Source organism: Variovorax sp. ISS6, from assembly GCF_056523145.1.
Genome location: NZ_JAWRZC010000002.1, coordinates 1,171,544 through 1,190,303 on the forward strand (window position 1 = coordinate 1,171,544; position 18,760 = coordinate 1,190,303).

An 18,760-nucleotide genomic window follows, 5' to 3' on the forward strand; every position below is an offset into this window, starting at 1 on the left:
CGAAATGCAACTGCCCCTCTATGCCGAGCTGAAGTGCTTGAGCAACTTCAGCTTTCTTCGTGGGGCAAGCCGCCCAGAGGAACTGGTCGAGCGCGCGAAGAAGCTTGGCTACTCGGCCTTGGCGATCACGGACGAGTGCAGCCTGGCGGGCGTGGTTCGCGCCCATGTTGCCGCCAAGGAGCACGATATGAAGCTGCTGATCGGCAGCCAGTTCCGAGTGGACACGGAGGGGGCGCATCCCGACGCGGTTTCCTTCACGCTCACCGTGCTTGCGTGCCATCTGGACGGTTATGGCAACCTGTCGCAGTTCATCACCAAACTGCGCCGTGCTTGCGCGAAGGGAAGCTATCGCCTTGATCTGCAGGACATCAGGGGGGCCGAGCTGGACGGCTGTGTCGTCTTGGCTTCGCCACAGCGCATGGCCACTGCCGTCCAGCTCGAATGGATCGGGCGCTGGCTGCTGGCCGAGTTCACAGGACGTTGCTGGTTCGCGGTGGAGAAGCTGCGATTGCTGGACGACGAGATGTGGCTGCACCGATTGGAGCGCGTCGGCCAGGACACGGCGATTCCGCTGGTGGCTGCCGGCGATGTGCATTTTCATGTTCGCTCTCGCAAACCGCTCCAGGACGTGATGACCGCCACGCGGCTGGGCAAGCCATTGACCGAATGCGGGCTCGACCTGCAGCCCAATGCCGAGCGGCACTTGCGAACCCGTTTGCGCCTCGCCCAGACCTACAGCGTAGAGCTGCTCGCGCGCACGCTCGAGGTCGCCCAGCGATGCAGCTTCAGCCTGGACGAGTTGCGTTACCAGTACCCTGACGAGGTGGTGCCCGCAGGGGAAACACCCGCCAGCTACCTGCGCCGAATTACCTATGAAGGGGCGGGCCGCCGCTGGCCCGACGGCATTCCGGCCGCGATGCACACGCAGATCGAGCACGAGCTTGCGCTGATTGCAGACCTGGGCTACGAACACTACTTCCTCACGGTGGCCGACATCGTGGCCTTCGCACGGTCGCGGCACATCTTGTGCCAGGGCCGCGGCAGCGCCGCCAACAGCGTGGTCTGCTACTGCACGGGTGTCACGGAAGTCGATCCGGGCCGCATGAGCGTGCTGTTCGAGCGATTCATCTCCAAAGAGCGCAATGAGCCGCCCGACATCGATGTCGATTTCGAGCACGAGCGCAGGGAGGAGGTGCTGCAGTACCTGTATCGGAAATATGGACGTGATCGCGCAGCGCTCACGGGGGTGGTGATCAGCTACCGTCCCAAGAGCGCCATTCGCGATGTCGGCAAGGCGCTGGGGATGTCACTGGAGACAGTGGACGCGCTGGCCAAGGGGCATCAATGGTGGGATGGCGCCCAGGTTCACCCCGAGCGGTTGCGGGAAAGCGGCCTCGCGCTGGATTCGTTGCAGGTTCAGCAACTGATGCATCTGACGGGCGAGCTCATTGGTTTTCCTCGGCACCTGAGCCAGCACACCGGCGGCTTCGTGCTCACCAAGGGACCGCTGTGCCGCATGGTGCCAATCGAGAACGCCGCGATGCCAGATCGCACCGTGATCGAATGGGACAAGGATGACCTGGATGCACTCGGCCTGCTCAAGGTCGACTGTCTGGCGCTGGGCATGCTGACTGCGATACGCAAGGCGCTGGACTTCATCGGGCAGCGCAAGGGCTGCGTGTTCAGCGTGCAGGACGTCCCCGCCGAAGACCCTGCCACGTACGACATGATCTGCAAGGCAGACACGGTGGGCGTTTTCCAGATTGAGAGTCGCGCACAGATGAGCATGCTGCCCAGACTCAGACCTCGATGCTTCTACGATCTGGTGATCGAGGTGGCCATCGTTCGGCCGGGGCCGATTCAAGGAGGCATGGTGCATCCGTACCTCAACCGGCGCCAGGGCAAAGAGCCCGTGGTCTACCCGAGCGAGGCGCTGCGCGAAGCACTGGGTCGCACGCTGGGCGTTCCTGTGTTCCAGGAGCAGGTGATGCAGATCTCGATCCTGGCAGCAGGCTTCACCCCTGGGGAGGCCGACGGTTTGCGTCGCGCGATGGCAGCGTGGCGCCGCAAGGGTGGCCTGGAGCACTATCACACGAGAATCGTCGAAGGCATGAAGGCGCGTGGCTACGACGAGGGCTTCGCGCGCGCCATCTTCGAGCAGATCAAGGGTTTCAGCGAATACGGCTTTCCCGAGAGCCATGCCGCTTCGTTCGCCCTCTTGGTCTACACGAGTTGCTGGATCAAGTGCCACCACCCGGCTGAGTTCCTGGCGGCGATGCTCAACTCGCAGCCACTGGGCTTCTACTCCCCTTCGCAACTCGTGCAGGATGCGCGCCGCCATGGCGTGGAAGTACGAGCGGTCGATGTCATGCACAGCGATATCGACTGCACGCTCGAGGACCTGGTGCATGAACCGGCGGTGCGCCTGGGACTGCGCATGATCGCTGGCTTTCAGACTGCTTCGGCGCAGCGTGTTGTCGATGCTCGCGCGCAATGTCCTTTCGACAGCGCCGAGGACCTCGCGCTGCGCGCAGGGCTGGAGCGTCATGAAATGAAGCTGTTGGCTGCCGCGGATGCGCTGATGAGTCTTTCGGGACATCGGCGGCAGCAGGTGTGGGACGCGGCAGGGCTGCAAGCGGGGCCCGGACTCCTGCGCGACGCGCCGATCGACGAAGACTTGCTCGAGCTCGCTCCTGCGCCAGAAGGCGAGGAAATCGTGTTTGACTATGCGTCGATAGGCTTGACGCTGCGCAGACACCCTTTGTCCTTGCTACGGGAGCGCTTGGCGCATCGAGGAATGATGACCGCGGAAGAACTCGATACCGTGGGCAACGGAGCGCAGGTCAGCCATTGCGGCGTCGTGACGTTGCGGCAGCAGCCCGACACAGCCAAGGGAACAATCTTTGTTTCCTTGGAGGATGAAACGGGCGTCGTGCAGGTGATCGTGTGGAAAGGCTTGAGGGAGTTGCAGCGAAGCGAACTCCTGGCCTCCAAACTGATGGCGGTGCACGGAATCTGGCAGCGCGAAGGAGAGGTCAAGAATCTCATCGCCTCTCGGCTGGAGGACCTGACGCCTTTGTTGGGAAGGCTAGCGAAGGCAACCGAAAGTCGGGATTTTCGGTAGGCGGACTTCAGCCAGAACCTCCTGCGCACGTGTGCCGAGGCCGCCTCGATCAGAAAAATGCCATCGAGTTGGAGGAACAGTCCGATGGAATGAATGAGCAACGAAACCGGCGAGACTTGCGAGTGACGCTGTGCGCGGCAGGCAACGGTTGATGTGGCATCGCGTTGCTCTCACGCGAGCGTGCACGACCCGGAACGCCAGCTGTGGTCAGTCTTTTGGATCACGGTGGCTCATTCCTGGTGCCGGCACCTCTTTCGAGCTCTTGAATTGAGGATTACGTTGGTTGCGTCGGAAAATTTCGAAGATCATCAGATCTGGCGATGACCGCGCAAGGGATAAGTTCAATCAGGCTGAGATCAGGTTAGGTCGATGGCTCTTCCTTGATCGCTTGACAGTCCGTTTCTCGGAAACAACCCGATGTGTGCAGATTGGATTCTTTCGATGTATTTCAAGAAAATGGAAATCGTCACTTTTTGAGAGCGTCGATATCTATGATAAAAATCGACACCTCAAAATTAAATGAACCACCAAGCAATGGCAAAAAAGACTTTCCTCGAGATTCAAAAGCAAATCGAACAGCTTCAGCAAGAAGCCGATCAGTTGCGCAAACAGGAGTCCAATGAGGTGCTCGCGCGGATCAAAGAAGCCATCGCCGTGTACGGTTTCACCGCTGCGGAACTCGGCGTCGCGGGGGGCGCCAAGCGCGGTCGCACACCGAAGGCCGTATCAGGTAAAGCGGGTCGCAAGGCCTCTGGCAAAGCGGGTGCCTCGGCACCGAAGTATCGTGATCCGAACGGCAATGTGTGGAGCGGCCGCGGTCCGCGCCCGGCTTGGTTCAAGGCCGCTTTGGACGCCGGCAAGTCGGCAGAAGACTTTCTCGCCAAGTAGCACTCGGGACTGCCGCCTGCAGAAGGTGGCAACTGTCAAAACCGGACCCTGGGGTTTGCCCCTCGCGCCTGAAGCTCATGAAGCGCGCCATCAGCCGTCAACCAACGCGTGGTTGAAGTGCCTCATGCGACCGCAAACACGCGTGGCCCCTAAGTGGAGGGCGACCTCCCGATCCTGCCCGGAGCGCGTTACGCAAGGCACAGGAACGAGCGGCGCCGGAGAAAAGGTAAACGTCTGGGACCGATTCAAAGGAACGGCACGCCACCGGTCACGGGAATCGTCGCGCCCGAGATGTAGCTGCCCTCGTCGGAGGCTAGCAACACATAGACGGCCTGCAACTCGCGCGGCTGGCCCGGGCGCTTCATGGGCGTCTGCGTGCCGAACTCCTTGACGTTGTCTTCCGGCAAGGTTGAGGGGATCAGGGGTGTCCAGAAGGGGCCGGGCGCCACGCAGTTCACGCGAATGCCCTTGTCGGCGAGCAGCTGCGCCATGCCGCCCGACAGGTTCTGGATCGCGCCCTTGGTCGCGGCATAGGCCACGAGCGTGGCGTTGGGCTTGTCGGCGTTGACCGAGGCGGTGCTGATGATCGAGCTGCCGGGCTTCATATGGGGCACCGCGGCCTTGCAGAGATAGAAATTCGCGTAGACGTTGGTGCGGAAGGTGCGATCGAACTCTCCGGCGCTGATGTCCTCGAGCGACTTGTGCGACATCTGGAAGGCGGCGTTGTTCACCAACACGTCGATGCGGCCGAAGTGTTCGAGCGTGCTGGCCACGAGGGCCTGGCAGTGCGCCTCCTCACGGATATCGCCGGGCGCGAGCACGCAGCGGCGACCGGCGCCCTCGACCAGGCCGCGGGTGACCTGGGCATCGGACTCTTCATCGGCCAGGTAGGAGATCACCACGTCAGCGCCTTCGCGTGCGAAGGCCAGCGCGACGGCGCGGCCGATGCCGCTGTCGCCGCCCGTGATCAGGGCTGCCTTGCCGAGCAGCTTGCCAGCGCCCACGTACGAGTGTTCGCCGAAATCGGGGCGCGGCGACATCTCGGACTCGAGGCCGGGCGGTTGTTGCTGGGAGGTGGAGAAGGGAGGCCAGGGGCCCGCGTCGCGTGGATCGGTCATTGCTGTTCCTCTGTGCCAAGGGAAGGGATTCGGTGTTGCGCCCGCCGCATGCGGAGTCGGGGTGCCTGCCGAAGTAGTGATCGCCGATGCTCCCGCCACGGTAGGCGTAACGCGCATGCACGCGTGCGGCGCCACTGGCTTCAAAGGTTCCACATGCGCGGGCGCAAGCCTTTGCTCTTGGTCTCGAGCGATGGTCGAAGCCCAGGCGGGTGCGCCTGTTTCTACGAGATTGCTCGCAAAGAAGACGGCCCAATCCCATCGGGAGCGGAGAATCCGCGAAGCCGCCTACGGGCGGCACCAATGCGAGTGCATCGAGCCATCCTGTCCCGAACAATGCCGAGTTGCGGCGCGCTCAATTGACGGCGCCAGCCAAGCGCCTGGGCGTGCCTGTTCCCGGCTCGCTGTTGACCGAAGACATGGTGGCTTTTTTTGCCGAGGGCGTGATTGCGCTGATTGCGCCGGAGTGGCAAGACTGCCCGCGAGAGCCCTTTGAGCCATTGCGCAGTACTGTGCCAGGCACAAGGACGAAGGACGCGCCCTCCTGAACGGCACGTTCCCACCTCCTGGGCGTCGCTGGCCATCAGGCGGCCGCCGGCTTGCCCAGGAATTGCGAGGCCACCGCGTTCAGCAGCGCATCGGCGAAACCTCCCGGTGCACGCCCCACCTTTCTCGCGCTCGTGCGAACGCGCGGCCGCGCGCTCCAGCAGATCTTCGAGCCGGTGCGCTCCAGTTCGGTGACCAGGGCCACGTCCTCGCTGCAGGCGAGCTCCTGAAAGCCTCCGGCACGCAGATAGGCATGCGCCGCCACGCCGAGGTTCGCGCCGTGCACATGGCGGTGCCCATCGGCATCGCGGTAGCTCGTGGCGAAGTGCCGTGACAGAAAAAGAGCGTTCTCGCCATGAGGCGTCCAGTCGTCCACCGCGACCGTGCCGCACACCGCATCGGCGTCGAGCGCGAGCTGCTGCGACAACCAGTCCTCGGCGACCAGGGTGTCGGCATCGGTGAAGGCGAGCCAGCGTGCGCCGAGCGCGAGCAGCGCGTTGGCACCGGCCGCCCGTGCCCACCCCACGTTGCGCGCGTCGATAGCCAGAACGTTCGCGCCCGAACGCGCGGCGATCGCGGCCGTCGCATCGCTGCAGCGATCCGCGACCACCATGATCTCCACGCGCTCTCCTCCGAGCAGCGGATCGCTGGCACAGGCCAGTGCGTGCGCCATGCAAGGCTCGATCACCGACTCTTCGTCGTGCGCGGGGATGACGATTCCGATCATGGTTCTGCCTCAGAAGGCCTGGAAGGAGGCAACAAGGAACTGGCGCGCCAGCGCGACGCGAGAGGAGCGCATCAGTTCTTCGGCGGATCGTTCTCTCGATCGAAATGGCGCAACGGCATGGCCGCGATGAATGCCGCGATCGCCGCATCGGCATCGGAAGCATCCGCGAGCACCAGCCCCGCATCCGGCGAGCCATCGGGCAGCGCCAGCGGGATTTGCGCTTCGGCCAGCAGGGCTTCCGAGGCGCCGAAGGCCAGGATCGTCTTGCAGTGCCAGTACTGCGCGCGCAGGAACTCCAGCGTGTGGGCATCGGCGTCCAGCGCTTCCACCGCCGCGGCGCCATCGGGCAGGACAAGCGCGTCGAACAGGAAGCCCGGCGAGTTCTCCATCGTGGCGTCCGCTTCGAAGCTTTCGCCCGCGGCACCGCTGTAGGTCCCGAGTCTGGCGGCGACGAGGCGCGGCACCGCGCCAGCCTCGACCAGCGCACTGATGAGCTTCGCGAGCGACGTTCCTTCCACGCCATGCGCGATCAGGATCGCCACCTTGCGCGTGCGGATGCCGCCATCGCCCGGCCGGGCCAGCAGGGACAGCGGCGGCGAGACCTCGACTTCGGGCCGGGGCGGGTTCTCGAGTGCCTTGGGCAGAGGCGCGGGCAGTGCCATGCCCAGGTCCTGCGCAAGCCGCGCCGCCAGTTCGGGCGATGCATTCGCGAGGCTCGCGACCACGCGTTCGCGGATGGCGGGGACCGTCACCTTCGACAACTCGAAACGGAAGGCGTTGCCGATGTGGGCCTTCTCGACCTCCGACTGGCTCTCGAAGAAGAGCCGCGCCTGGGTGTAATGGTCGGCGAACTTCTCGGGCTTGATACGCACTTTGTCCGCGCTCTCCTTCGCATCGAGGCGCCTGGCGACGCTCGTAAAACCCTGCGCGGCGCCGGCCTGGAACGGGCAGCCGCCAGCGAGCGAGTTGGGCTCGTAGGCGACGCGGCCGCGGTGGATGGCCTGGCGGTGCATGCCGTCGCGCTGGTTGTTGTGCACCTGCGCGACCGGGGCATTGATCGGCAGCTCGTGGAAGTTCGGCCCGCCCAGGCGGCTGATCTGCGTGTCCACGTAGGAGTGGATCCGGCCCGCCAGCAGAGGGTCGTTGGTGAAGTCCAGGCCGGGCACGATGTGCGCGGTGCAGAAAGCCACTTGCTCGGTCTCGGCGAAGAAGTTGTCGGGGTTGCGGTTGAGCACCATGCGCCCGACGATCTGCACTGGCACCAGCTCCTCGGGGATCAGCTTGGTCGCGTCGAGGATGTCGAAGCTGAACTGCTCGGCCTGTTCCTCCGTGAAGATCTGCAAGCCCAGTTCCCACTCCGGGTACTCGCCGGCCTCGATTGCCTCCCACAGGTCGCGGCGATGGAAGTCCGGGTCGGCGCCCGAGATCTTCACCGCCTCTTCCCACACCAGCGAGTGGGTGCCGAGCTTGGGCTGCCAGTGAAACTTGACGAGGAAGGACTCGCCCGCGTCGTTGACGAGGCGGAAGGTGTGGACGCCGAAGCCCTGCATCATCCGGTAGCTGCGCGGGATCGCGCGGTCCGACATCTGCCACATCAGCATGTGGGTCGACTCGGGCATCAGCGAGACGAAGTCCCAGAAGGTGTCGTGCGCGCTCGCGGCCTGCGGCATCTGGTGATGGGGCTCGGGCTTCACCGCGTGGACGAGGTCGGGGAACTTGATCGCGTCCTGGATGAAGAACACCGGCATGTTGTTGCCGACCAGGTCCCAGTTGCCTTCGTCGGTGTAGAACTTGACGGCGAAGCCGCGCACGTCGCGCGCCGTGTCCTTGGAACCGCGTTCGCCCGCGACGGTCGAGAAGCGGACAAACACCGGCGTGATTTTTCCGGCCTCCTTGAAGGGCGCGGCCTTGGTGTACTTCGTCAGCGGCTCGTAGGCTTCGAAGAAACCGTGCGCGCCCGAGCCACGCGCATGCACGATGCGCTCGGGGATGCGCTCGTGGTCGAAGTGCGTGAGCTTCTCGCGCAGGATGAAGTCCTCGAGCAGCGCCGGCCCGCGCGCGCCGGCCTTCAGGGAGTTCTGGTTGTCGGCGATCGGCACGCCCTGGTTGGTGGTGAGCATCTGGCCCGAAGAGTCCACTCGCACGCGGTCCAGCGAATCGATGGTCGCGTTCACGCCCTCGGGGGCTGCGGTTCCCGTCTTCGCCGAGGCATTGGCCTCCGAGAGCGTGCTGCCGGTGGCCAGGCGCGATGCCGGTGTGGCGGTCGCGCCCACGGGCGCGGACTGCGCGTTCGCGATGCCATGCTCGAGCGCCTTGTTCGGATTGCCGGGCATGGCGGCGGCAAGGGCCTGCGCATCGATCGCCTTCTGCGCCGGAAGGTCGTTGCTTCCGGCGGCCGCCGGTGCCGGTGCGGCGGGTCCGCTGTCGGTGTTGCGTGCCGCCGCACGCGCCGCATCCAGGGTGGCAACGGAAGGGGTGACTTTTTTCTTGGACATGAGGCCTCGCATGGAGATGGGTCGTGGGAGGAGCGCGACTCTGAGGACGGGCGGGGATCCCGTGCGTAGGACAAAGCCCTCTTTGACCCATATTCGTCGCATAGCGCTCGCGCAGCTGCAAACTTGATCCAGGTTAATGCAGCACTCGGCGATGCGGTGCACCATCCGACTCAAGGAATTCTCCATGCTGACCGATGACGTACTTCGCAACCGCGCTGCAGAAATCTCAGATGCCGAGCGCAACCTGCTCGAAGGTGCCATCTCCCATACACAGACCTACGCGGCCGGCAGTGTGGTCGTTCGCCAGGGCGTGCCAGTCGACATCAGCACGCTGCTCGTCGAGGGATTCATGACACGTCATGTTGATGCACCCGATGGCAGGCGCCATCCCGTCGCGCTGCATGTGCCGGGAGATTTCGTCGACTTGCACGCTTATGCCCTGAAGGAGCTCGACCACGATGTCGCCGCATTGACCGACGTTACCGTCGCAGTCTTTCGGCATGCCGCGCTGGAAGAGATGCAGGCAGCGGAGCCCGGCCTCGCGAGGCGGCTGTGGTTCCTCACGCTGCTGGACGCGGCGATGCACCGGCAGTGGATCTACCGCTTGTCGAGCCTCAACGCGCTGCAGCGCGTGTCGCACTTCCTTTGCGAGACGCACGCCCGCCTGCTGGCGATCGGCGCATCCGACGGGCATGCCTTCTCGCTGCCGATGACGCAGGCCGATATCGGCGAGGTCTGCAGCCTCACGAATGTCCACGTCAATCGCGTGCTGCGCGAACTGCGAGAAGCCGGGCTGTGCAATGTCCGCGGCGCAAGCGTGCAGATCCTGGACTTGAAGAGCCTGGTCGAGAGAGCGCGGTTCGACCCCCAATACCTCTACCTGAACCAGCAGACCGCGGCACGCGCGGTCGCACGAACTGGGAGTTCCCCATGACCGATCGCCGCACCGTGCCCGGGCTGCGCGAAGATGCCGGCCACGCCACCGCGGAGGATGGCGTGGTGATTCTCGATGGACCCAATGGCGTGGCCGTGACGATGACGGCGGATGCCGCGGCCTTGACGGCGGAGCGTCTGCACGCGGCCTCGTTGCTGGCGCGCGAGCAACTGGCCGCCTCGACGCCCGAAAGCGAAGGTCCGTCGAGTGCGTAGGAAGGCATTGAGCGAACGCGAGCTGCGCGTGCTGGCCAGCATGAAGCTGCTGGCGTTCTTCGAACAGCAGCAGCTCCCCGCTGAGTGCACCTCTAGGGATGACGTCGAGCGGCTGCTCGGGCTGCACGCGGCCAAGCTGCTCAAGGCAAGCTTCGACCCTCCGATCCGCGAACTTTCGGGGGAGGTCTACATCGCGCGCGCATGCGTGTCGGAGGTGACGGCGGAAGGCTTTTCGGCCCTCGCGCGCGCCCGACGCCAGCAGCCGGAACATTTCGATGACAGGTCGCCGCGGCGGCCGCGCGCGAGGCGATTGCCGAAGATCGGCGACGCCGCGGGTGAAGAGAAGGCCGGGCCCGCTTGAGCTGACGCTGACAGCGCGTGGTGCTGCTGCGCGCTACCAGTTGCGCAACGACACGTCCATCCCGCTGGAAGGATTTTCATGCGCATTTACTGCTCGCGGCCCTTCGCGCACGTCGCCCGCCAGGTCGATCAGCGCGGCCATGCCATCGGTCAATGCATGGTTCCAGTGCTTGCATGGCTTCTGGCTCTCGAGCATGTCGACCCAGGCCGCCCCCTCGGTGCCCTGCTCGAGCAGCACCCAGAAGTAACGGCCCGGGGCGGGCTCGATCACGTGCACGGAAATGTGCCGCAAGCGATTCGCGGCGAGCCCATTGCGCATCCCTGAACGTTCGTCTCCCGTGCCTTGGGCATCCTCGGCCATGTATATCTCCTGGGGCGGTTTCGACAAGAAAGCGGGAACCCTCCGTTCTTTCGTCGCCGCGGCACGTAGGCGGGCCGCGCTTTCAGCGGCAAGGGAGTTCCGGCGCGTGCGGTTCCGGCCGGGACGCCGCCTCGCTGGCGAAGCGTTGCACAATATGCGGCGGCGCAGAGGTGAACTCGAGCGCCATCTCCTCACTCTCCGTATGTCCCCAGAATGAAAAGACTGCCCACCCATGTCGACGGCTTCGACAGCATCCTCAACGGCGGCTTGTTCGAAGGAGGCGTCTACATCTTCGAGGGGCCACCGGGCGTGGGAAAGACGACGCTGGCGAATCAGATCGCCTACACGCTGGCTCGCTGCGAGACCCGCACGCTCTACGTCACCATGCTCGCGGAATCGCATTCGAGAATGCTCCAGCACATGGAAGGGCAAGTTTTCTTCGAACAGCGCGAGGTCAACGCCAAGGTCTTCTATGTCAGCGGCTATCGAGAGCTCGAGCAAGGCGGCCTGAAATCGGTGGTTGCCTTGCTGCAAGGCGAGCTGGTTCGCCACCGCGCCGGCTTGCTCGTCATCGACGGTCTCGTAGTGGGCGGGCCGGTCTCCATGTCGGACGACTCGGTGAGGCAGTTCGTGCATGAACTCCAAAGCCTCGTGAGCGCGATGTCGTGCACATGCCTCGTGCTGACGAGCGGCAACGGGAATGCCCTGAGTGCCGAGCAGACGATGGTCGATGGCATTTTTTCCTTCGAGGACTACGGTTTCCACTGGCGCGCCGAGCGCCGCATGCAGGTGCGGAAGTTTCGCGGCAGCCAGGTCATCCGCGGCCGGCATACCTTCTGCATTTCTTCGAGCGGCCTTCAATTTTTTCCGCGCCTGGAAAGTCTTCCTGTCACGGCATCGCCTGGAACCCTGGGGCCGGAAGCCCTCTCGTCCGGAATACCGGCGCTCGATGCAGTCCTACGGGCCGGCGGGGTTCTTTCCGGCAGCGCTTCGGTGGTCATCGGTCAGAGTGGAGCTGGCAAGACCACTCTGGCGCTCGCGTTTGCTGCAGCAGCAACTGACGACGCGCCCGGTCTTCTCCTGCCGTGCACGGAATTGGTGGGGGACTTGAAGCGCATGGGGCAGGAGTTGGGTCTGGCCGTCGCGCAAGCCGCTGATTCCGGTGCGCTCACCGTTCAACCGCTCGGTCACGAAGACGAATCCATGGATGAGATGGGGCACAAGCTGCTGCGACTGGTCGACGAGTTGAAGGTCCGCCGATTGGTCGTGGACGGTCTGGCTGGCATGGCCGACACCCTGGCTTTCTCCGAACGGGGCTATCGCTTCCTGGGGCGCCTGCTCGGGGAGCTCAAGTCTCGAGGCGTGACATCGCTGTTCACCGTGGATCCCGCGGCGCTGTCGGCGGCGGCCGCCTCGCCGCTGGCCGAAGGCGTGGTCGGCTGGTTTGACAACGCGTTCGAGTTTCTCCCGTACGACACGCATGGCGCGCGAATCCTGTCGATCTCGAAGGTTCGCGGCAGCCAGGCCTCGCAAGCGACAGTGGATGTGAACCTGAACCTGCTCGTTGCCGGCGGGCAGCCGAGCGCCTGATCGAAAGTCCGTCCCGATGAAACTCATCCTGGTTGTCGAGGACGAACATGGCAACGCTCAGATTCTTCGGCTCCTGCTGGAATCGGAGGGCTACCGCGTTGCTTCGGCCTCCAATGGCAAGGCCGCGCTGGAGCTTCTCTCGGGCGAGGCCCCGGCCTTGATTCTTTCGGACTTCATGATGCCGATCATGAACGGGGGCGAACTCGGCGAAGCGGTGCGCCGCAATCCATCGCTGTGCCGCATACCCTTCGTGATCATGAGCGCCACCGATGAAGAGGTGGTGCGCAGGGTCTTTCGTGGCTACGACGCGTTTCTCGTCAAGCCTTTCGAAATCGATCCCCTGCTTCTGTTGATCGAGCGCCTTGTCGCGAGCGGACGTCCGCCTCCGCCGCGCAGCGAAGAGATCGGGGAGTCGATGAAGCAGCTGATGCGCGGGATCAAGCTGCCCGGGTCTTCGGACTGAGCACGGTTCCTTTGCTCGCCGGACCGATGACCGCCGGCTGAACGTCCTACGACCGTTCGAGCGAACCTCGCGCGTCGCCGGGCCCGCCGGCCTCCTAGCTTGTCGAGGCGATCACTTCCGGGGCTTTCCGAGGCCTCCTCATGCACGCAGCTTCTTCCTTCCGCATGGTGCTCTCATCGGGCTCTTTTTATGTTGCGAGCGCAGTGGTGCAGCTGCCGTTGGCGATGGCTCGAACCTGGTGTGCACCGTGGTGCTCGATCCGTCGCCGGTCAACTACCTGGAGATCCGAATGACCAACGAACATGCTTTTGTCTACAGGGGCCATGCGTTCCGGCTGATGCTTGAGCCCGACTCGCGCGGGCAATACCAGGTCACGGTGGACTGGATGGCGCAGCCCGACCAGGCCACGCGGCTGCCGCAGGACGCCGATCCTTACGCGACCGCCGAAGAGGCCCTGCGGCACGGCCAGCAGCAAGCCATGCGGTGGGTCCATGACCGCACGGGCGACGGACAGGGGCAGACCTAGAAGGCTGCTCTGCAGGACTTTTCCATCCATTTTTTTCCACAGGAGACACCATGCCATCCACGAATCCGCCATCCCAGTCCATCGATGCGAAAAGCGCTTCGGACATCGAGCAACTGGCCCGCAAGCTCGACGCCACGCACGAGCAGGTCGAAGAAGCCATCCGCGCCGTGGGTACGAACGCCTCTGACATCGAACTTCATCTCAAGGGATCGCGCAGTACCACCAATGCCGAGCGAACGGACGAGGCTGGCAAGGGCTGACCTTGTGGAGTTGGCGCTGGGGGACTGAATGTACTGCCCTGCGTCGAAGTGCGCTCGGCTTCCTTATTCGCGAACAGGGACGCGCTTGTCCTACGTCCATGCCGTCGCGGGCTTCAAGAATCGTTCTCTTTCTGGAGGCCTACCATGCACATTCGAAAGCCGCTTGCGCTTCTTTCACTCTCGCTGGTTCTTGCAACACCCTTCGCAGGTGCGCAGCAATCGTCCACCGGAAATCCGAAGGGATCGGTCGCTCCTGCTACGGGAAACTCCACGCCCAAGGCCCAGGGGGCCACGGGTCCGCGCGTTGACACAGGACGCGGCACCGAGCCGTTGAGCAGCGAGCACGGCCCCGCCGAGGCGCGCACCGGCCAGAATCGTCCACCCGGCGGCGGTCCGAACGGCGGGCTGACGCGCACCAATCCTCAGGACACCGCGCCTTCGGACAATGGGCGCAGCGCCCAGGGATCGTCGGCGCGGCCGGTGCCGTCCTCGGAATCGAAGGAACGCGAACGCAATCGGTGAGGGGCGGGCGGGCCACGTAGGTGCATGCGGTGCTGCTGCGTCGTGCCGGCCCCTGCTCGATCCTCCTTGTGTCCATGGCGCGTCGCCTGACCCATGCTTTGCTGCTGTTGCAGCAGTTGAGCTATGCGCACATCCTTTGCGAGTTCCAGCGATTGTGCGAGCGCTGTGGTCGCGTGTCACCTTCGAGCGCCGAAATCGCGAAGAGCTTTCGGCGAATGACGGAGTGCGAGCGGCGTTGGGCTCGATGCCGCGAGGGCTTGGCTGCGGCAGACTTGGCGGCATTGCGTGTTTTGAGAGCGCTCGATCTGCAGCGTCTCCTGGAAAGCGCTCACCGGCGGCTGGGTTCGTGGAGCGATGCTTCGAGCATGGACCGGATGCCCGCGTCGCATCTTTTCGAGTGGGTCTCGCACGATTGCGAAAAACTCGAACTGGCTCAGCTCGAGGATGCCATGAGTCCCGCGGAGGCTGCGATTTACGTGCAGTCCCTCGACCGGCTTGAGGGTTGATCAGGCCGATCGTCAGGCGTCGTCGAAAGGACGCGCAGTGTGTGCAAGCGCTCGGCCGCGTTTGAGAAAGCCGCGTTCAGATCCTCCGCTGACATGGACGGATAACCGGCGGGCGGGTGTAGCGCCTTGCGAAGGCGCTCGCACGCAGCCTCCCAGGCCATCTGGGCGACCAGCCGGGCTTTGAGGTCCGAATCGGAGGCGCGCATCACGCATCATGTTCCGCTCAGCCCACCGCGCAAGCCCAATGAGATTTTTCAGGCGCTTCGTCCTACAGTTCGCACTCGGCGTTCTGGTTCTCAACCGTTGAGTCGCTGCGAAGACTTCCGAGTATTTTTGCAGTCGACGCCGCTTGTATTCTTGACGTGTCCGGCGGAACACGCCGACGGGAGGGGCTTGTGAAGCAACCAGCCTTGCCTTACCGCGTTACGGCTCCGCCCGATCAGCGCACTTGGCCATATCCCGGCCCAGCGCCACTTTCTGCGCGGCCTCGTTCGCCAGGCTGCCGGTCTTCGCCCGCTCCGCCAGCCGCGCATAGAAGGCGGCCACGCGCTGCAATTCCTGTTCGTCGAGATCCTCGATGCCGATCATGCGGTTGCTGGCGCGCTTGTGGGCCGCCAGCAGTTCGTCCAGCTTGAGGTGCATGGCAACGCTGTCCTTGTTCTGGCTCTGCTGGATCAGGAAAACCATCAGGAAGGTCACGATCGTCGTGCCGGTGTTGATCACCAGCTGCCAGTTCTCCGAGAAGCCGAACAGCGGTCCGCAGATCGCCCACAGCGCCACCGCCATCAGTGCGACGCAGAAGGCTGTCGGCGTGCCAGCCCAGCGCGTGACGCGGCTGGCGAAGCGGTCGAAGCGCGCCAGCCAGCGCGACCTGCCGGCGTAGGCGACGGTCGCGGTGTTTGGCATTCCGCCCACGGGGCCATCCTCGTCTTCTTCAGGGTATGTGTGTTGGCTGCGCTGGATGTCTGACATGTGGAAAGCGAAAGTGCTCCTACGAACTCGTATAGCGTGCACGTGAAGGCAGCTTGACTGCGACATCTCTGCGCGCATCCTCTTGCAGGAGTCTTCCTGCCCCACCTCCCCGCGCGTTTGCCGTCGTGTCCTGTGTGGGCAGGGCATGCTCCTACGAGATTCTTCGCCAGCACGAGACGCCGCCGCCGCTCGGCGCACCTACCGTTCTTCCAACACAACAGCGTAGGAGCTTCTGATGGCAAGTTCAAACAACGGCGGCGACCAACCTTTGGTCGCGCCTGCGGGCGGTGCAAATCCACCCGTCGAACCGCTCACTGAAGGACTGGACGCCACCGCGGCGGCGTCGCCGAAGAAGACGGATCAAGCTGATCAGGAACGAGTGATACGTGAGGCGGCCTATGCCGCCTACGAGCGGCGCGGCAAGACTGAAGGCGATGCCGTACAGGACTGGCTGGCTGCAGAGGCAGAGGTCAATGCGAGGAATTCTTCGAAAGTCGCGGAACTCGCCCGCAAGCTCGATGCCACACCCGAGCAGGTCGAGGAGGCCATCCGGGCCGTTGGCCCGAATGCCTCGGACATCGAACTTCACCTCAAGGGTACGCGCAGCACCACGAATGCCGAGCGTACCGACGCCACCGGCAAGGAATGACCATGCCCCAGGACCCCAAGATCCCCGTCCCCAACAATGCCGAGTCGCGGCGCGCGCAATGGCAGGCGCTCGCCGAGCGTGTCGGTGTGCTCGTCCCCGGCTCGCCGTTGACCGAGGAACTGGTGGCCTTCGCGGAGGGCGTGATCGCGCTGCAGCGGCAGGACCGCGAGAGTCCCTTCGAGCCGCTGCGCTAAATCCAGGCAACGTCGTTCAGGCGATCGCGCTGCGCCTCACGCGCACGGGAATCGCTTTCGCCGCGGGCACCATGCTTTCGCGCGCGAAGTGCTCGAGGGGAATCAGCGGATTGCACTCGGGGTAGTAGCCGCCTACGCTGCCTTCGGGCAGATCGAAGCACATGACGCGGAGACCCCTCACTTGTCGCTCGGCGTCCTCGAAGCCTTCGGCGCACACGTCGACCATGTCGCCGTCGGCCAGCAACAGCCGGGCCATGTCACTGGTGTTCATCAGCAGTACGCGACGCGTGCCGTGGATGCCGCGGAAGCGGTCGTCGAGGCTGTAGATGGAGGTGTTGAACTGGTCGTCGCTGCGCAAGGTCATGAGTCGTAGCGCGTGCGAGGATGGTGCCGCGCCCTCGCGCAACAAACCATGGCCCTTGAAGTTGGCTTTGCCGTTCTTCGTCTTCCACACGCGTTCGCGCGCGGGCAGCGGCCGCGCAAAGCCCGCCGGATCTTCGAGCCGCGCATTGAAGTCATGGAACACCTCGGGCAGCACCTGCGCGATGTGCTCGCGGATGCGCGCATAGTTCTCGACCCAGGCCTCCCACGGCACGGCCGGGTTCGGCGGCAAGGTGGCGAGCGCGATGCCCGCGACGATCGCGACCTCGGAACGCAGCGTGTTCGCGGCCGGTTCGGCGACGCCGCGCGAGGCATGCATCACGCCGGTCGAGTCCTCGACCGACACCATCTGCTCGCCGCCCGCCTGACGGTCGATCTCGATGCGGCCCAGGCAGGGCAGCAGGTACGACACCTCGCCGTGCACCAGGTGGCTGCGGTTGAGCTTGGTGGCGATGTTGACCGTGAGCCGCAGCTTCTTCCACGCCGGTTCGATGCGGTCGGTGTCGGGCACGGCCCGCGTGAAGTTGCCGCCGAGCGCGACGAAGGCGCGCACCGAGCCGTCGAGCACGCCGCGGCAGGCCTCGACCGTGTTCAGACCCTTCTCGCGCGGCGGCTCGAAACGGTAGAGCTTCGCCATCGCGCCGAGCGGCGCGAGTTCGGGCTTCTCGGTGATGCCCACGGTGCGTTGGCCCTGCACGTTCGAATGGCCGCGCACCGGGCAGATGCCCGCGCCGCGGCGTCCGATGTGGCCGCCCAGCAGCAGCAGGTTCGACACCATCTGCACGGCCGCCACACCCTCGACATGCTGGGTCAGGCCCATGCCATAGATGCCGATCACGGCGCGCGATTCGGCGAAGGTGGCGGCAGCCTGTTCCAGCGCCTCGCGCGACAAACCCGATTCTTCGGCAATCGAGGCCCACGAGGCCCCGCGCAGCCAGGCGGCGAATTCTTCGAAGCCCTCGGTGTGCTCGGAGAGGAAGCCGGCATCGAGCACGCGCGGCGCCCCTTGCGCAATGGCGGCGTCGTCGGCCGCCACCAGCGCCTTGCACAGGCCCGCCAGCGCCGCCAGGTCGCCGCCGTTGCGCACCTGCAGGTACTGGGTGCTGACCTGCGTCTCGGCGGGCGTGAGCATCTGCACCGGCGACTGCGGATTGGCGAAGTGCACCAGCCCCGGCTCGCGCAGCGGGTTGAAGGTCACGATCCGCGCACCGCGCTGGCGGGCCTCCTGCAGTTGGTGCAGCATGCGCGGGCTGCTCACGCCGGTGTTGTGGCCGAAGATGAAGATTGCGTCGCAATGCTCGAAGTCATCGAGCCGCACCGTGCCCACGGGCACGCCGATGGTCTCCGGCAGCGCCACCGAGGTGGTCTCGTGGCACATGTTCGAGCTGTCGGGCAGGTTGTTGTTGCCGTACAGGCGCGCCAGCAGCTGGTAGAGGTAGCTGGTCTCGAGCGAGGCGCGGCCCGAGGCATAGAACACCACCGAGGCCGGGTCCTCGCGGCGCAGCGCGCGCAGTTCGGCACCGATCTCCGCGAAAGCGTCATCCCACGAGACCTCGAGGTACCGGTCGCTTGCCGCGTCCCAGCGCATTGGCCGCGTGAGACGTCCCCCGGCCTCGAGTTCGTGGTCGCTCCAGCCGAGCAGTTGCGTGACCGTGTGCTGCTCGAAGAAGGCCGGCGGCATACGCTTGGCCGTGAGCTCCCAGGCCGTGGCCTTGGCGCCGTTTTCGCAGAACTCGGCCGGGCGCGGATGACCGGGCTTGGCCCAGGCACAGCTCACGCAGGCGAAGCCGCCGGGCTTGTTCTGCTTGAGCAGGGCCTGCGTTCCCGCGATCGGAATGTGCTCGCGCAGCAGGATGCCGCCCACCGCCTTCAGCGAACCCCAGCCGCCGGCCGGGTGTTGGTAGGGCTCCGGTGTCGCCGCGTCGTTCACGT

At 64.8% G+C, this 18,760-nt stretch carries 19 protein-coding genes; 13 read left to right on the forward strand and 6 right to left on the reverse strand.

Translation table 11 applies throughout. The annotated features are described in order from the left end of the window. The first annotated feature begins 4 nt into the window (after window positions 1-4). Complete coding sequence (locus AC1HIL_RS37105) at window positions 5-3,124, forward strand: error-prone DNA polymerase (RefSeq protein ID WP_479668689.1); 3,120 nt, start codon at window positions 5-7, stop codon at window positions 3,122-3,124. A gap of 519 nt (window positions 3,125-3,643) precedes the next feature. Then, the gene (locus AC1HIL_RS37110; protein ID WP_479668688.1) at window positions 3,644-4,012 is read left to right on the forward strand and encodes an H-NS histone family protein; all 369 of its coding nucleotides are present in this window, start codon (window positions 3,644-3,646) and stop codon (window positions 4,010-4,012) included. Between the two features lie 245 nt (window positions 4,013-4,257). Here the strand turns inward: AC1HIL_RS37110 and AC1HIL_RS37115 are convergent, their stop codons facing one another. The 3 genes from AC1HIL_RS37115 to AC1HIL_RS37125 form a co-directional block, all read right to left on the reverse strand. Continuing rightward, window positions 4,258-5,130: an SDR family oxidoreductase gene (locus AC1HIL_RS37115; RefSeq protein WP_479668687.1), complete on the reverse strand. Its 873-nt coding sequence runs from the start codon at window positions 5,128-5,130 to the stop codon at window positions 4,258-4,260. Between the two features lie 580 nt (window positions 5,131-5,710). Beyond that, window positions 5,711-6,400: a glycosyltransferase family 2 protein gene (locus AC1HIL_RS37120; protein WP_261212683.1), complete on the reverse strand. Its 690-nt coding sequence runs from the start codon at window positions 6,398-6,400 to the stop codon at window positions 5,711-5,713. Window positions 6,401-6,471: 71 nt separating this feature from the next. Then, window positions 6,472-8,895, reverse strand: a complete 2,424-nt coding sequence (locus AC1HIL_RS37125; RefSeq protein WP_479669638.1) for a catalase — start codon at window positions 8,893-8,895, stop codon at window positions 6,472-6,474. Between the two features lie 184 nt (window positions 8,896-9,079). Here AC1HIL_RS37125 and AC1HIL_RS37130 point away from each other — a divergent pair, with 184 nt between their 5' ends. From AC1HIL_RS37130 to AC1HIL_RS37140, 3 genes are read left to right on the forward strand one after another with little or no spacing between them, the layout of a single operon-like run. Continuing rightward, the gene (locus AC1HIL_RS37130) at window positions 9,080-9,829 is read left to right on the forward strand and encodes a Crp/Fnr family transcriptional regulator (RefSeq protein ID WP_057591513.1); all 750 of its coding nucleotides are present in this window, start codon (window positions 9,080-9,082) and stop codon (window positions 9,827-9,829) included. After that, complete coding sequence (locus AC1HIL_RS37135) at window positions 9,826-10,044, forward strand: hypothetical protein (protein WP_057591464.1); 219 nt, start codon at window positions 9,826-9,828, stop codon at window positions 10,042-10,044. The genes AC1HIL_RS37130 and AC1HIL_RS37135 overlap by 4 nt, the downstream gene beginning before the upstream one ends. Window positions 10,045-10,051: 7 nt before the next feature. Beyond that, window positions 10,052-10,405: a hypothetical protein gene (locus tag AC1HIL_RS37140; RefSeq protein ID WP_057598656.1), complete on the forward strand. Its 354-nt coding sequence runs from the start codon at window positions 10,052-10,054 to the stop codon at window positions 10,403-10,405. A gap of 33 nt (window positions 10,406-10,438) precedes the next feature. On the opposite strand, the gene AC1HIL_RS37145 is transcribed toward AC1HIL_RS37140, so the two are convergent. Then, window positions 10,439-10,765, reverse strand: a complete 327-nt coding sequence (locus AC1HIL_RS37145; protein ID WP_479668686.1) for a hypothetical protein — start codon at window positions 10,763-10,765, stop codon at window positions 10,439-10,441. A gap of 213 nt (window positions 10,766-10,978) precedes the next feature. Between AC1HIL_RS37145 and AC1HIL_RS37150 the strand changes: the two genes are divergently transcribed. From AC1HIL_RS37150 to AC1HIL_RS37175, 6 genes are all read left to right on the forward strand, one after another. Further along, entirely contained in the window at window positions 10,979-12,355 is a 1,377-nt protein-coding gene (locus tag AC1HIL_RS37150; RefSeq protein ID WP_479668685.1) for an RAD55 family ATPase, read from the forward strand. Between the two features lie 16 nt (window positions 12,356-12,371). Then, window positions 12,372-12,818: a response regulator gene (locus AC1HIL_RS37155; protein ID WP_479668684.1), complete on the forward strand. Its 447-nt coding sequence runs from the start codon at window positions 12,372-12,374 to the stop codon at window positions 12,816-12,818. A 289-nt stretch (window positions 12,819-13,107) separates the two neighbouring features. Next, window positions 13,108-13,344, forward strand: coding sequence for a hypothetical protein (locus AC1HIL_RS37160; protein WP_479668683.1), 237 nt, complete (start codon window positions 13,108-13,110; stop codon window positions 13,342-13,344). A 50-nt stretch (window positions 13,345-13,394) separates the two neighbouring features. Next, entirely contained in the window at window positions 13,395-13,604 is a 210-nt protein-coding gene (locus AC1HIL_RS37165) for a DUF3606 domain-containing protein (RefSeq protein WP_261212675.1), read from the forward strand. Window positions 13,605-13,748: 144 nt separating this feature from the next. After that, window positions 13,749-14,126, forward strand: coding sequence for a hypothetical protein (locus AC1HIL_RS37170; protein WP_479668682.1), 378 nt, complete (start codon window positions 13,749-13,751; stop codon window positions 14,124-14,126). A 74-nt stretch (window positions 14,127-14,200) separates the two neighbouring features. Next, window positions 14,201-14,632 carry a hypothetical protein gene (locus tag AC1HIL_RS37175; RefSeq protein WP_479672806.1) on the forward strand — a complete coding sequence of 144 codons (432 nt, stop codon included), beginning with the start codon at window positions 14,201-14,203 and terminating at the stop codon, window positions 14,630-14,632. Window positions 14,633-15,055: 423 nt separating this feature from the next. Here the strand turns inward: AC1HIL_RS37175 and AC1HIL_RS37180 are convergent, their stop codons facing one another. Then, window positions 15,056-15,538 (reverse strand): low affinity iron permease family protein, encoded by a 483-nt coding sequence (locus AC1HIL_RS37180; protein ID WP_479669636.1) that lies wholly within the window; start codon window positions 15,536-15,538, stop codon window positions 15,056-15,058. A gap of 301 nt (window positions 15,539-15,839) precedes the next feature. On the opposite strand from AC1HIL_RS37180, the gene AC1HIL_RS37185 reads away from it, so the two are divergent. After that, the gene (locus AC1HIL_RS37185; protein ID WP_479668680.1) at window positions 15,840-16,253 is read left to right on the forward strand and encodes a DUF2934 domain-containing protein; all 414 of its coding nucleotides are present in this window, start codon (window positions 15,840-15,842) and stop codon (window positions 16,251-16,253) included. Window positions 16,254-16,255: 2 nt separating this feature from the next. Beyond that, the gene (locus AC1HIL_RS37190) at window positions 16,256-16,447 is read left to right on the forward strand and encodes an aminoglycoside phosphotransferase (RefSeq protein WP_479668679.1); all 192 of its coding nucleotides are present in this window, start codon (window positions 16,256-16,258) and stop codon (window positions 16,445-16,447) included. A 16-nt stretch (window positions 16,448-16,463) separates the two neighbouring features. On the opposite strand, the gene AC1HIL_RS37195 is transcribed toward AC1HIL_RS37190, so the two are convergent. Next, window positions 16,464-18,758 (reverse strand): FdhF/YdeP family oxidoreductase, encoded by a 2,295-nt coding sequence (locus tag AC1HIL_RS37195; RefSeq protein ID WP_479668678.1) that lies wholly within the window; start codon window positions 18,756-18,758, stop codon window positions 16,464-16,466. Window positions 18,759-18,760 lie beyond the last annotated feature (2 nt).

Bases quoted from the DNA above. Each gene is read 5' to 3' on its own strand.
- AC1HIL_RS37105 (WP_479668689.1), top strand. From the start codon at position 5: ATGCAACTGCCCCTCTATGCCGAGCTGAAGTGCTTGAGCAACTTCAGC.
- AC1HIL_RS37135 (WP_057591464.1), top strand. From the start codon at position 9,826: ATGACCGATCGCCGCACCGTGCCCGGGCTGCGCGAAGATGCCGGCCAC.
- AC1HIL_RS37130 (WP_057591513.1), top strand. From the start codon at position 9,080: ATGCTGACCGATGACGTACTTCGCAACCGCGCTGCAGAAATCTCAGAT.
- AC1HIL_RS37165 (WP_261212675.1), top strand. From the start codon at position 13,395: ATGCCATCCACGAATCCGCCATCCCAGTCCATCGATGCGAAAAGCGCT.
- AC1HIL_RS37175 (WP_479672806.1), top strand. From the start codon at position 14,201: ATGGCGCGTCGCCTGACCCATGCTTTGCTGCTGTTGCAGCAGTTGAGC.
- AC1HIL_RS37145 (WP_479668686.1), bottom strand. From the start codon at position 10,765: ATGGCCGAGGATGCCCAAGGCACGGGAGACGAACGTTCAGGGATGCGC.
- AC1HIL_RS37120 (WP_261212683.1), bottom strand. From the start codon at position 6,400: ATGATCGGAATCGTCATCCCCGCGCACGACGAAGAGTCGGTGATCGAG.
- AC1HIL_RS37150 (WP_479668685.1), top strand. From the start codon at position 10,979: ATGAAAAGACTGCCCACCCATGTCGACGGCTTCGACAGCATCCTCAAC.
- AC1HIL_RS37125 (WP_479669638.1), bottom strand. From the start codon at position 8,895: ATGTCCAAGAAAAAAGTCACCCCTTCCGTTGCCACCCTGGATGCGGCG.
- AC1HIL_RS37190 (WP_479668679.1), top strand. From the start codon at position 16,256: ATGCCCCAGGACCCCAAGATCCCCGTCCCCAACAATGCCGAGTCGCGG.
- AC1HIL_RS37180 (WP_479669636.1), bottom strand. From the start codon at position 15,538: ATGCCAAACACCGCGACCGTCGCCTACGCCGGCAGGTCGCGCTGGCTG.
- AC1HIL_RS37115 (WP_479668687.1), bottom strand. From the start codon at position 5,130: ATGACCGATCCACGCGACGCGGGCCCCTGGCCTCCCTTCTCCACCTCC.
- AC1HIL_RS37185 (WP_479668680.1), top strand. From the start codon at position 15,840: ATGGCAAGTTCAAACAACGGCGGCGACCAACCTTTGGTCGCGCCTGCG.
- AC1HIL_RS37160 (WP_479668683.1), top strand. From the start codon at position 13,108: ATGACCAACGAACATGCTTTTGTCTACAGGGGCCATGCGTTCCGGCTG.
- AC1HIL_RS37155 (WP_479668684.1), top strand. From the start codon at position 12,372: ATGAAACTCATCCTGGTTGTCGAGGACGAACATGGCAACGCTCAGATT.
- AC1HIL_RS37170 (WP_479668682.1), top strand. From the start codon at position 13,749: ATGCACATTCGAAAGCCGCTTGCGCTTCTTTCACTCTCGCTGGTTCTT.
- AC1HIL_RS37110 (WP_479668688.1), top strand. From the start codon at position 3,644: ATGAACCACCAAGCAATGGCAAAAAAGACTTTCCTCGAGATTCAAAAG.